A 12,355-nucleotide genomic window follows, 5' to 3' on the forward strand; every position below is an offset into this window, starting at 1 on the left:
CTCAGCCCAGGGGCTTCACCGCCTGATAGACACGAAATCGCCTGTCGTCGGCAAGGATCTCGAAGCCGCCGAAGGCACGCTCGAGCAGATCCGGGTAGGGCAGGAAGGCGTTGGCCACGATCACCAGCTGGCCACCGGGCCGCAGGTGGTCGGGCGCCTCGAGGATCAGCCGCGCCGCCGGGCCATAGTCGATGGCCCGCTCCTGGTGGAAGGGCGGGTTGCTGACGATGGCCGTGAAGCGCCTTTCGCCGAGTGCGGCGTAGACGTCGCCGACCCGCGCCTCGCCGGCCAGGCCATTGGCGGCGAGCGTGCGGCGGGTCGCCTCCACGGCACAGGCGTTGACGTCCACCGCCGTGACCCGGGCCCCGCGCCGGGCCAGCCAGGCGGCCAGGATGCCGTCGCCGCAGCCCATGTCCAACACCTCGGCCTGCCCTTCCGGCAGCACCGCCGGCAACCGCTCCAGCAGCAGTCGGGTGCCGTCGTCGAGCTTGCCGTGGCCGAACACGCCCGGGTGACTGACCAGGGTCAGCCCCTCGGCCTCGAACGACGACCAGGCCGCCTCGGGGTCGAGGCCGACCCGGCCGAGGCGCGTCTCGAACAGCGAGCAGCGCCGGGCGGTGTCGCGCTTGCGGCAGCCCAGTCCCAGCGCGGCCAACACCTTGAGCACCCGCTTGATGCCCCCCTGGTTCTCGCCGGCGAGTTGCAGCGGCGTGCCCGGCGGCAGCATCGCACAGAGCCACAGCAGCCACCACTCGCCCAGCGCATGGCTCTTGGGCCAGAACAGCACGACCCCGGGGACGCCGGCACCGGCCGTGGCCGGCAGGCCGTCATCGAAGGGCGAGAAGGCCGGCCGGCCCCGGGCGCGCCAGGCCTCGAGCACCGCCGCGTCGACGCTGACCGCCGCGCCCTCGCCCGCCTCCAGCCAGCCGTCCCGTGGCGGTCCCACCCACCACCAGCCGCGGTAGTCGAGGGCCTGGCGCTCCAGCAACTGGCAGACAGGGGTCTCGGCGCTCATGCAAGGGGCTCCTGGGGTCGGATCGAGGAAGGCTCGAGGGTGTAGAGCAGGTAGCGACCCAGCCGCCAGTGGGGGTCGACGCGGCAGTAGCGCTGCTCGAGGGCGAGCAGGCGTGCCCGGTCGGCATCGGACGGTGGTGGCTGGCGCAGATAGTCGTGGAAGACGCGGATGCCCGCGACTGCCGAGATCGCCAGCCCGTTCTCGGCCGCCCAGGTCTCGATCTGGCCATGGGTCAGCGGCGAGATCGGCGTCAAGCGACGGCGCCGGCCGGTGCCCTCGAGGCGGTCGGCCAGGGCCTTCTCCAGGTTGCCCTTGACCACGTTGGACATCCGCAGCGCGTCGCGGTTGAAGACCATCAGCGAGAGCTGGCCGCCCGGCGCCAGCAACCCCGCCAGGGTGGCGAGCGCCGCGCGCGGGTCGGCCAGCCACTCCAGCACCGCATGGCAGGCGATCAGCCGCCAGGGGCCGGGGGCGCACTCGGGCAGGGCCTGCAGCGGGACCTGGAGCAGGCTCACCGGCTGTCCGGCCAGGTGCGCCCTGGCCCGCTCGAGCATCTCGCCGGAGGGCTCGGCCAGGGTCACCGCATGGCCGCGCCCGGCGAACCAGGCGGCCAGCTGGCCGAGGCCGCCGCCCACGTCGAGCACCGGCTGAGCGTCGAGGGCGAGCATCTCCGGCAGCAGCCGGTCGAGCAGTGCCAGACGCAGCTCGCCACGGGCCGCGCCGTAGAGGCTGTCGGCAAACTTGTCGGCCAGGCCATCGAAGTGGCGGTCGCCGGCCGGGGAAAGGGGCGAAGGGGTATCGGACATGCCGGCCTCATCGGGCGGATTCGTCGGCCATTCTACCCGGGATCGGCCCGCGACTCACCGCTCGCCGCGCGGGGCAGCCGATGCCCCCAGCCGCTGTCGGCCTCGAGCTCGGCGGCCAGCGCCAGCAGACGACGCTCGTCGCCCATGGGGCCGATCATCTGCACCCCCACCGGCAGGCCGTCCCGGGTGACATGCAGCGGCAGCGACATGGCCGGCTGACCGGTGAGGTTGGCCAGTTGGGTGAAGGGAGTACGGCACAGCGCCTCCTTGGCCAGGCGGTGCAGCATGCCCGCCTTCAGCGCCAGGGGAGCGGCGCCCGGCAGCGTCAGCAGCGCCATCAGCCGCTCCTTGCCGGCATCGGGATAGAGCTCCCCCAGGCGCGGCGCCGGGGTCGCCGCCACCGGCAACAGCAGCACATCGAAGCGGCGGTGGAACTCGCCCATGGCTCGCGCCACCCGGTTCCAGTAACGCTTGGCGAGCTCATAGTCCCGCGCCGACAGCCAGCGCCCCAGCCGGCCGATGGCCCGGGTCGACGGCTCGATGTCGAGCCGCCCCACCGGCACGCCGGTCTGCTCGCTGATCCAGGCCAGGTCGGCGGCCAGGTGGCCCAGGTAGAGGGTCAGGTAACTGTCGGCCAGCCGCTCGCCCTCGGCGGGCGGATCGCACCACTCCACCCCGTGGCCCATCGCCTCCAGGCGGTAGGCGGCCTGCTCCACGGCGTGTCGCACCTCGGGGGCGAGCCGGGTGCCCAGCGGCGCCCCCAGTGGCTCGCCCAGGGAGACGGCGACTCGCAGCCGCGCGGGAGGCCTGGCGATGGCGGCCAGGAAGCCCTCCTCGCGAGGCAACGGCTGTGGCGCCCCCTCGTCCATGCCGTTGATCTGGTCGAGCAGCGCCGCGCTGTCCCGCACGCTGCGGGTCAGGGCGTGTTCCACCACCGCCCCCTGCCACACCTCGGCGTACTGGGGGCCGAGGGGCACCCGCCCGCGGGAAGGCTTGAAGCCGAACAGCCCACAGTGGCTCGCCGGGATGCGAATCGAACCGCCGCCGTCGCCGGCCATGGCCAGGGGCACCAGCCCGCCGGCCACCGCCGCAGCCGCACCGCCGCTGGAGCCCCCCGGCGAGTGCCCGGGCTTCCAGGGGTTCAGCGGATGGGCAAAGGCCCGCGGCTCGGTGATGCCCATCAGCCCCAGCTCCGGGGTCGCGGTCTGGCCGAGGATCACCAGTCCCGCCTCGCGCAGGCGACGCACCAGGGAGGCGTCTTCCGGCGCCCGCCAGTCGACCAGGGCCGCGCTTCCGAAGGCCAGCGGCTCGCCGGCAATGGCCATCAGCAGGTCCTTGGTCAGGGTCGGCACCCCGGCGAAGGGCGACCCCGGATCGACCCGGCGCCCCTCCTGCTCGGCCCGCTCGAAGCGACAGCGCACCACCGCACCCAAGCGTGGATTCTCCGCCTCGATGGTGGCACAGGCCGCCGCGAAGACCTCCTCCCGGCTCACCTCGCCGCGACGGATCAGTGCCGCCAGCCCCAGGCCATCGTAGGCGCGATACTCGCTCGGCTCCATGGCATCTCCCTTCCCGCCTGACTCTCGTTCGGATCCCTCGAGAGCGCCAGCCCCGAGCCGACGGGTTTATCTCATTCGCGCGAACGCTTATAATGCGCCGCGCTTCGCCCTCTTAGCTCAGCAGGATAGAGCAGCCGCCTCCTAAGCGGCAGGTCGCAGGTTCGAATCCTGCAGAGGGCGCCACCCTCGATCGGTCGCGGCCTCCTTCTTCAGCCTACACCCTCAGCCTCAACCTCGGGCCGGATGCCGCGCACCACGTACTGGTGATCGCCTAGTCCGCTGCCTATGCTGTTCCCAGCCCCTGTGGCTGGAGCGACACTCGGGGCAACCAAGCACAGGACCGCCATGCCTCGCCGGAGCCCGTCACATGGTCAAGTTCCGTCTCCTGCCCGCCCTCGTGGCGGGAATGGTACTCTTCGCCGCCAGCCTGCCGAGTACCGCCCAGGCAGCCGCCGACGACTACTACGCCGGCAAGACCATCCGCATGATCATCCCCTTCTCCCCGGGGGGCAACACCGACACCTTCGGCCGCCTGATCAGCCGCCACCTGGGACGACACATCCCGGGTGAGCCGACCATCGTGGCCGAGAACATCACCGATGTCGGTGGCCTGCTGGGCAGCAACGAGTTCGCCGAACGGGTCGACCACGACGGCACCACCCTGCTGGCCGCCTCCGGCCACCTCAACCTGCGCGCCATCCTCGGCCTGCGAGGCCTGCGCCTCGACCTCGACGCGCTGGAACCGGTGGTCGCCGCCCCCATGGGTCATGTCACCGCCATCTCCACCCGTGTGGGTATCGAGGAGCCCAGCGAAGTGCTCGAGGCCCAGGGTCCACTGACCAAGGGCATCACCGATCCGATCGGCCTGCTCGAGTCGCTGGTGGCCCTGGAGCTGCTCGGCATCGACTACCGGGCGGTGCCCGGCTATGGCAGCCGCGGCGCCACCCGCAACGCCTTCGAGCGCGGCGAGCTGATGCTCAACACCCAGAGTACCTCGTTCTACCTCGAGAAAGTGGCGCCACTGGTCGACCAGGGCCGTGCCATGCCGCTCTACGCGATCGGCTACATCGACGGGGACGGCCACCCGGTCCGTGACCCGGCGCTGCCGGGGCTGATCACCGCCCCCGAACTCTACGAGCAGATACACGGCGAAATGCCCTCCGGCATCGTCTGGGAGGCCTTCAAGGTCACCGTGTCGCTGGTGCAGAACGCCCGGGGTACCCTCTGGACCCACGACGACATCCCCGAGGAGGCCATGCGGGCCCTGCACCTAGGCGTCGAGGCCATGGCCAACGACCCGTCATTCCAGGCGGCCAGCGCCGAGGTCCTCGAGGATTACGAGATAATGCGTGGTGACGACCTGGGCCAGCTCGAGGCCGCCATGGACGCCGCCTCGCCGGAGGTGCTCGACTTCCTGCGCGACCTGCTCGGCAGGCGCTTCGGTACCGAGTTCGAGGGGTGAGCCCCGACCGGCAGGCCACGGCGGCGAAGCCGCCCGAGCCGAGACGCCGTCGGTGCAGCAGCTGGAACAGGCCCCCGGAGTGAATGTTGACGAAGCCCCCGACGAAGCCGGCGAACTCGCCGTCCTGCGATCGCGGCACCACGAACATCACCAGCGGCATGTCGCTGGCCCGGCCGATGAAGGGTTCGCTGACATAGGGACGGCGCACACTCTTCACGAAACGGAAATACTCGGTCTCGGCCGTGGACAGGCCCGTGCGCCCCCTGACCACTGGCCAGTCGGCCAGTATCTCGCCCTCGGCATCCGCTACCACCAGGCCGTCGAACCACTCGAGCAGGGCGTCGTTGTGCCGCAGTTCGCTGCGCAGTGCCTCCTCGTCGGACGGCGCCTCGTCACCGGGATGGGCCGCCTCGTCGAGCCTGCTGGACAGCCGCTCCAGCGCGGTCAGGCGGTCATCGACCTGGACCGTGATCTCCTCGGCGATCAGGTGCGGCTCGTAGCTCAGGTGCGTGAAGTTGGTCTGGCGTACCAGCTTCTGCCCCGCCAGCCGGCCGCTGCCCAGCATCAGCAGGGCCACCATCATCCAGGTGGCCGCCAGGCCGATCATCAGCCGCCCCTGGAGGGAGAGAGCCGAGCGGAGGAGAAACCGGAGTCGAGATAGCAAACGCCGCTCCCGGGTGCGTTAGTGAATACCGATTCGTATGGGCATCGGAAACCAGATGATCGCGCAGGTCAAGCTCGCCTGTTGCCCGCATGGCCAGGCCGGATGGCCCCTGTCCCGTCTCTCCCCTCATCTTCTCGACACCCGCCCACGAGAAAGCCGGCCCTCGAGGGGCCGGCTTCTGTGTACTGAGGGGTATCGCTAGATCAAGCGGCGGGCCGCTTAGAAGTGGTAGCGAGCGCCGGTCAGCCAGTAGACATTGTCGCGCACATCACTCAGGTTGTCGGCAAAATCGCTGCCGGTGGTGTCGCTGTCGATGATGGTGCCCTGGTCGGACTCGTGGACCTCGGCGAAGATGTCGAAGTTGCTGGAGACCTTGTAGTAGGCGCCGGCAGCCCAGGAGTTACGACTGGTGCTCAGACCTTCAGCCTCCTGAGCGGCCTTGAAGTCGCCCTGAGACTCGATGCGGTAGTAGTCGAGGTTGAAGGCCCAGTCGGCGACGGCATAGGTCATGCCGACACCGATCTTGTCTTCGAGCTCGGCCTGGTACTCGTAGCCCAGACGGCCGGAGAAGCCCGGCACGAACTCGAAGGAGGCGGTACCGCCGTAGATGTTCTCGCCGATGCCGCCGGTGCTCTCGCGATCCTCGGCGTAACCCAGGGCCAGGCGCAGCGGGCCGGTCTCGTAGACGGCACCACCGGCGGTGTTGATCTTGGAGGAGTTGCTGCCCTCGGAGCCAGCCTCGTTACCGTTACCGCTGAAGTGCTTGCCCATCAGGAAGACCTGGAAGCCCTCCAGGTTCGGGGTGATGTAGCCGACGGAGTCGCCGCGGGCCTGGTGGCTGCCGCCGGTGAACTCGTAGCCGCGATTCAGGTAGACATCGAAGGGCGCGCCGACGGTATTCAGGTAGAAGCTGTCGAAGTTACCGGCCTGGAGGGTACCGAGGGTGTTGCTGCGCAGGCCCAGGAAGCTGTTGCGCACCTGCTGGCCATCGCGGTTCACTTCGTCCAGCTGCGGGCGCAGCTCGAAGTTACCGAAGGCGGTCAGGTCGGAGCTGAGCTGCTGGCTGCCGCGCAGGCCGAAGCGGGAGAAGACGTCGACAAACTCGGAGCCGTTGATCTTCTCGCCGGCTTCGTTGACTTCTTCACCACCCCCCTGGACACCCAGGGCGATACGGCCGTAGAGGTCCAGACGGGTGCCGTCCTGGTCGTAGACGGTAGCGGCCTGAGCGGCAGCTGAAGCGCCCAGGGCGCCGGCGATAGCAGTCGCTAACAGTGTCTTTTTCATCGCGATAGTTCCTTTGACTAGCTTACTGTTTCGATCGTTACTGCACGATTCACCGGAGTGAATGCAGCCGGCTTGCCGGGCATGCTCTTTTTCCACCTTTCCTGCGCGACTCCCTCCCGGGAGGATGGCAGGTGGCGCGGCACCACCTCAGCGAAGCCTTGTTATAGTCCAATGCTCGCAGGGGAACTCTATACCGGGATTTTCGGGAACGCAACAAGAAAAAAACACTGTTTTCCTTCGAGGCGTACCGAATCCACGGAACTTTCCCATGCGCTGGCGGCCTGCCGAGCCCTCCCGGCTGGCCGGCCGCCGCTGCCGGCATGGCCGACGCGAGTCGACCGAATACAGCCCAGGCAGCGATGAGCGGGTTTATGATGCCCTGCGAATATGACGGTGGCAAGTCAAGGCGGGACGAAGACAGGGCTATCGCAGTTGACTGTAGCGAGGGGCGCCGGGGGATCAGCCCCGAGCCATGCGGCTATCTGCGATAGCCCTGGGGACGAGGGCGGCGGGGGTCAGCGGCCGTTGTGCTTGGCCAGCAGGGCGGAGAGCTTCTCTTCCAGGGTGGCCGGCGCCTGGGCGGCCGACGCCTCGGCGCCCGCCCGACCGGGCTTCTTGGGCGGGGAGGCGTCGCCGGGGGCCTGCCGCCCCTCGGCCCGTGCCGGGTGCCGCTGGGGCTTGGCCCGGGGCTTGCGACGATTGGCCTGCAACTGCTCGAGCTTCTTGCGGGCGTGTTCGGCGGCCTCGGCGTCGACACGGCCGGCGGCCTGGCCGTCGAGGTCGATGCGCTCGGCGTCCTCGCGCACCGACTTGAGGTAACGCGGCAGGTTGACGTAGCAGGCGAGCGCCCGGCGCACCAGCTTCTCCGGCCAGGGCTCCCGGGCGGCGAGCTCCTCGTGGATACCGACCTTGAGCGGTCGGGTATGCCCCTTGAAGAAGGTCGAAGCGTAGCGCTGGTACCACTCGGCGAGCAGCGCCTGGGGCGACGGCGCCTCGCCGATGGGCAGGTCGCTCTGGGGGCTGCGTGCCGGCTCGCCCGCCGCCGCTTCGGCCTCGGCCGGCTGGCCGGGGCCCGGCTCGTGCGGCGCGTCGGGCATCGTGCGGGCCGCTCCCCTGGGGCGGTGGCCGATCAGCGCCGAGAGCCCCTGGGCGCGGCGCGCCGGCATCGCAAAGCCGCCGCCCGGTTCGCCCGCGACGAGCTTGTCGTGCAGGTGGCGATTGTGCTCCTCCAGCTCGCGGTTCTGCTCGTCGAGCTCGCGGTTTTCTTCCACCAGCTCCAGGCGGTTCGCCTCCAGCTCGGCGAGACGGCGCTCGAGTTCGTCGCAGCGCTGCACCACGCCACGCTGGCTGGCCAGGGCCTCCTCGGCCCGGGCGACCAGCTCGGCATTGTGCGCCTCGAGCTCGCTGCGGCGGCGTTCCAGCTCGGCCAGGCGGGCCTGCATGGCCGACTGCTGCACGCGGGCCTCGTGCAGGGCAGCCAGCAAGGTCTCGGCACGGTTCTCCAGTGCCGCCAGCAGACGGTATGAGCGTTCCTCGATCAAACCCTGACCCTCCAGGCAAACTCGTCGTCACTCGGTATGGCGCATTCAGCTGCAAGTCTGTGCCAGATGGCGGGCCATGACAAATGTCGTTGAATGGCGACCCTAGGGGATGCCGTCGTCGCGTCGGCGGTAGTGCACGAAGCTGTAGGCCGGCTGGCCGTCGGCGGGCTCGCCGGGCACCCGCTGCACCTCTTCCCAGTCGGCCATGTCCAGCTCGGGAAAGCGGGCGTCGCCCTCCACCTCGATATCGACCTCGGTGAGATAGAGCCGCGAGGCCAGCGGCAGCGCCTGGGCATAGAGCTGGGCACCGCCCATCACCATGATCTCGTCACTGGCATCGATGGTGGCCTGCTGGTCGGCCAGGGCCAGGGCGGAGGCGAGATCATGGCAGACCCGCACGCCCTCGGGGTGGAAGTCGGGGTCGCGGGTCACCACGATATTCAGGCGTCCAGGCAGCGGGCGGCCGATCGACTCGAAGGTCCTGCGCCCCATCACCAGCGGCTTGGCCTGGGTCATGCGCTTGAAGAACTTGAGGTCCTCCGGCAGGTACCAGGGCAGCTGGTTGTCCACGCCGATCACCCGGTTGCGGGCCAGGGCGGCGATCATCGCGATGGGAACCAGGGTCTCGTCGGTCATACGGCCACCTCGGCCTTGATATGGGGATGCGCCGCGTAGTCCTCGATGGCGATATCCTCGAAGCGGAAGGCGAAGAGATCGCGCACCGCGGGGTTGAGCCGGAGCCGCGGCGGCGCCAGGGGCGTGCGGGAGAGCTGCAGCTCGGCCTGCTCCAGATGATTCAGGTAGAGGTGCGCATCGCCCAGGGTGTGGACGAAGTCGCCGGGCTCGAGCCCGCTGACCCGGGCGATCATCGCGGTCAGCAGTGCGTAGCTGGCGATGTTGAAGGGCACGCCGAGGAAGATGTCGGCACTGCGCTGGTAGAGCTGGCAGGAGAGCCGCCCCTCGGCCACGTAGAACTGGAACAGGCAGTGGCACGGCGGCAGCGCCATCTCGTCGACCAGCGCCGGGTTCCAGGCCGAGACGATCAGCCGCCGCGAGCGCGGATTCGCGCGGATCTGCTCCAGCAGCCTGGCGATCTGGTCGACGTGGCCGCCACGGGGGTCGGGCCAGCTGCGCCACTGGTAGCCGTACACCGGGCCGAGATCCCCGTTCTCGTCGGCCCATTCGTCCCAGATGCGCACCCCGTGCTCCCTGAGGTAGGCGATGTTGGTGTCGCCGCGCAAGAACCACAGCAGCTCATGGATGATCGAGCGCAGGTGCAGCTTCTTGGTGGTCACCAGCGGGAAGCCCCGCGAGAGGTCGAAGCGCATCTGGTGGCCGAACAGCGAGCGCGTGCCAACCCCGGTGCGGTCGTCGCGCTCCACGCCATGCTCGAGCACGGCGCGCATCAGGTCCAGATAGGGTTGTTCAAGAGCGGGGTGCTCGAGGGCGGCTTGTTCCGGAGGGGAAGGCATCTCGGTGGTCACGGCGTTTCCGACGACTGGGAAATGGGGCCCATCATTTTACATGGCACCCGGCATCCCTGTAAGGCGGAAGCTGGAAGACTGCGTGATCCCACCGACACTGGCGTCAAGGGGGGCTTCAAGCTTCCAGCCGCGAAGCGGCGCTCTTCCAGCTTAAAGCTTATGGCTTATGACTCCCCGTCAGGGGATCGGCTGGCGGCGCGACCAGAGGATCAGCAGGAGGCCGAAGGCGATCATCGGCAGGGTGAGCAGCATGCCCATGGTCACCCAGCCGAAGGCGATGAAGCCGATATGGGCATCGGGCAGGCGCACGAACTCCACCGCGAAGCGGAACACGCCGTAGAGCAGCAGGAAGAGCCCGGAGACCAGGCCGCGGCGGCGTGGCCGGGCCGAGACCCACCACAGCACCGCGAAGAGCACCGCGCCTTCCAGCAAGGCCTCGTACAGCGCCGAGGGGTGGCGCGGCTCGGGGCCCATGCCGGGAAACGGCATGCCCCAGGGCAACTCGGTCACCCGGCCGGGCAGCTCGCGGTTGATGAAGTTGCCGATGCGCCCGGCGCCGAGGCCGATCGGCACCAGCGGCGCCACGAAGTCGGTGAGGGTGAAGAAGGCCAGCCGTTTCTTCCGGGCGAACCAGAGCGCCGCCAGCAGCACCCCGGCCAGGCCGCCGTGGAAGCTCATGCCCCCGTCCCAGACCCGGAAGATCCACAGCGGGTCGGCCAGCCACTGGCCCATGCCGTAGAAGAGCGCATAGCCCAGCCGGCCGCCCAGCACCACGCCGAGGGCGGCGTAGAACAGCAGGTCGCCGACGTCGTCATGGGTCAGGCCGATGCGGGCGGCCCGCCGCCTGCCCAACCACCAGGCGGCGACGAAGCCGATCACGTACATCAGGCCGTACCAGTGGACCTGGAGCGGTCCCAGGGAGATGGCCACCGGGTCGATAGTCGGATAGTCGATCATGGAAGGTTCCGGGTTCTCAGAGCAGAAATCTCAGCCCCACCAGTGCCAGTGGGGCGACGAAGGCAGGACGCGGGGAATGGGTCGGGTCACGAGCACACTCACGACGGCTCGCGCTCCTCCCGGGTATCAGGCAGCCACCGCCGCACCATATCGATCAACGCCTGGGGGCGATAGGGCTTGGCCAGATAGTCGTCCATGCCTGCCTCGCGGAAGCGGCGCCGGTCGGCGTCGCTGGCATTGGCGGTCAGTGCCACCAGGACGCTGCGCCGGCCATCGGCCCGGGCGGCCTCCTGCTCGCGCCAGCGCAGGCTGGTCTCCACCCCATCGATCTCGGGCATGAAGATATCCATCAGCACCAGGTCGAAGGACGCGCGAGCGAGCCACTCCAGCGCCTGCGCCCCGGAGGTGGCGGTCTCCACCGCCAGCCCCTGCCCCTCCAGCACCTGCTGGGCCAGCATCAGGTTGACCGGCCCGTCATCGACGATCAGCACCCGAACGGCCCGGCGACCCGGTGCCCTCGCATCCTGCGCCGGGGGCTCGCCGGCCAGATTGGCCAGCAGCAACGAAATGTCGGTCAGCCGCTCGCGCAGCTCCAGCACGGCCGAACGGCCGGCGCCGTCGCGCCGGGCCGAAGCGGCATCCTGGTCCAGCACCTCGCCCAGGGAAGCCATCAGCGGTTTCATCTCCCGTCGCAGGTGGCTCAGGTAGCCGGACTTGAGCCGCGACTCCTCCCGGGCCCGTTGCCGCCCGACCAGCAGTTGGTCGAGGCGCCGCTCCCGGTGCTCGAGGTCGTCGAGCAGCACCAGTGCATGCCCGCGGTCGTCCTCCAGGCGGACCTGCAACCAGCGTGATGACGGGCTCCTGGCCCCCTGGGGACGCACCACGAGCCGTTCGCCATCGCTCTGCGACTCGTCGACGGGCAGCAACTGGCTCACCGCCAGCCCGCGCAACCCGCCCTGCTCCAGCAACTCCTCCATGGCCGCATTGGCGACCAGCACCCGGCCTCGGGTGGCCAGCAACGCCGGCCGGCTGCTGGCCGCCAGCATCCTCTCGAGGTGCGGGGCCCTGGCCTGCTCATCGAGCAGCGCGGCCATGCCATCGAGCAGTCGCGACAGGCGCCGTGCCGGATCGCGCTCCGTCGAGGCGCCTTCCGGCAAGGCTTCCGGGGCCAGCAGGTCCGGGCGGGACGCCGTCAGGTGCCGCTCGCCGGTGGCCAGCTGCTCGTCGAGGGCCGTCTCGCAGGTTGCCAGGCGCTGACGCAGCAGGGTCAGGAAGACGAGCACGTTCATGCTGCTGCCCAGCAGCAAGGCCAGCATCAGCCAGAAGGTGGTACTCCAGGAGGCATGGGACGGCATCATCCACCACAGCAGCACGCCGACGATCAGACAGAGTGCCACCAGGACACCCTGGGCCAGCAGCACGGGCCAGAGGATGGGTCGGATCAGTCGTGACCAGAGGCGTTCCTTGCTTGATTCGACTCGCATTGTCTTCCCGGGAACAGGTGCGATGATGCCACGAGTGTACGCCGCCGGCTTGCCCCTGTCATGACGCCGGCGATCTTGCTCGACAGGCTTCCCCTCGGC

The 12,355-nt window shown here is 69.5% G+C and carries 11 protein-coding genes and 1 tRNA gene; 3 read left to right on the top strand and 9 right to left on the bottom strand.

Annotated elements, in window-relative coordinates:
• Position 1: 1 nt before the first annotated feature.
• From MKP05_RS09695 to MKP05_RS09705, 3 genes are read right to left on the bottom strand one after another with little or no spacing between them, the layout of a single operon-like run.
• Positions 2 to 1,015, bottom strand: a complete 1,014-nt coding sequence (locus tag MKP05_RS09695) for a methyltransferase (RefSeq protein ID WP_240568108.1) — start codon at positions 1,013 to 1,015, stop codon at positions 2 to 4.
• Positions 1,012 to 1,821 (bottom strand): methyltransferase domain-containing protein, encoded by an 810-nt coding sequence (locus MKP05_RS09700; protein ID WP_240568109.1) that lies wholly within the window; start codon positions 1,819 to 1,821, stop codon positions 1,012 to 1,014. The genes MKP05_RS09695 and MKP05_RS09700 overlap by 4 nt, the downstream gene beginning before the upstream one ends.
• A gap of 32 nt (positions 1,822 to 1,853) precedes the next feature.
• Positions 1,854 to 3,380: an amidase gene (locus MKP05_RS09705; protein WP_240568110.1), complete on the bottom strand. Its 1,527-nt coding sequence runs from the start codon at positions 3,378 to 3,380 to the stop codon at positions 1,854 to 1,856.
• A gap of 106 nt (positions 3,381 to 3,486) precedes the next feature.
• Between MKP05_RS09705 and MKP05_RS09710 the strand changes: the two genes are divergently transcribed.
• The 3 genes from MKP05_RS09710 to MKP05_RS09720 all read left to right on the top strand — a co-directional run bounded on the left by MKP05_RS09710 (position 3,487) and on the right by MKP05_RS09720 (position 5,503).
• Positions 3,487 to 3,563 (top strand) — tRNA-Arg (locus tag MKP05_RS09710).
• Between the two features lie 184 nt (positions 3,564 to 3,747).
• Positions 3,748 to 4,842 carry a type 2 periplasmic-binding domain-containing protein gene (locus MKP05_RS09715; RefSeq protein ID WP_240568111.1) on the top strand — a complete coding sequence of 365 codons (1,095 nt, stop codon included), beginning with the start codon at positions 3,748 to 3,750 and terminating at the stop codon, positions 4,840 to 4,842.
• Positions 4,843 to 4,894: 52 nt separating this feature from the next.
• Positions 4,895 to 5,503 (top strand): hypothetical protein, encoded by a 609-nt coding sequence (locus tag MKP05_RS09720; RefSeq protein WP_240568112.1) that lies wholly within the window; start codon positions 4,895 to 4,897, stop codon positions 5,501 to 5,503.
• A 222-nt stretch (positions 5,504 to 5,725) separates the two neighbouring features.
• On the opposite strand, the gene MKP05_RS09725 is transcribed toward MKP05_RS09720, so the two are convergent.
• The 6 genes from MKP05_RS09725 to MKP05_RS09750 all read right to left on the bottom strand — a co-directional run bounded on the left by MKP05_RS09725 (position 5,726) and on the right by MKP05_RS09750 (position 12,256).
• Positions 5,726 to 6,790: a porin gene (locus MKP05_RS09725; RefSeq protein ID WP_240568113.1), complete on the bottom strand. Its 1,065-nt coding sequence runs from the start codon at positions 6,788 to 6,790 to the stop codon at positions 5,726 to 5,728.
• A gap of 515 nt (positions 6,791 to 7,305) precedes the next feature.
• A complete protein-coding gene (locus tag MKP05_RS09730; protein WP_240568114.1) occupies positions 7,306 to 8,331 on the bottom strand; it encodes a ProQ/FINO family protein in 1,026 nt (341 codons plus the stop codon).
• A 102-nt stretch (positions 8,332 to 8,433) separates the two neighbouring features.
• A complete protein-coding gene (locus MKP05_RS09735; protein WP_240568115.1) occupies positions 8,434 to 8,967 on the bottom strand; it encodes a dihydrofolate reductase in 534 nt (177 codons plus the stop codon).
• On the bottom strand, positions 8,964 to 9,803 hold the full coding sequence (locus MKP05_RS09740; RefSeq protein WP_240568154.1) for a thymidylate synthase: 840 nt from the start codon (positions 9,801 to 9,803) through the stop codon (positions 8,964 to 8,966). Before MKP05_RS09740 ends, MKP05_RS09735 begins: the two co-directional genes overlap by 4 nt.
• Before the next feature lie 189 nt (positions 9,804 to 9,992).
• On the bottom strand, positions 9,993 to 10,772 hold the full coding sequence (gene lgt, locus MKP05_RS09745; RefSeq protein WP_240568116.1) for a prolipoprotein diacylglyceryl transferase: 780 nt from the start codon (positions 10,770 to 10,772) through the stop codon (positions 9,993 to 9,995).
• A 98-nt stretch (positions 10,773 to 10,870) separates the two neighbouring features.
• Positions 10,871 to 12,256 (bottom strand): response regulator, encoded by a 1,386-nt coding sequence (locus MKP05_RS09750; protein WP_240568117.1) that lies wholly within the window; start codon positions 12,254 to 12,256, stop codon positions 10,871 to 10,873.
• Between the last annotated feature and the right edge of the window lie 99 nt (positions 12,257 to 12,355).

It is taken from the genome of Halomonas flagellata, from assembly GCF_022487945.1.
GTDB lineage: Bacteria > Pseudomonadota > Gammaproteobacteria > Pseudomonadales > Halomonadaceae > Halomonas > Halomonas flagellata.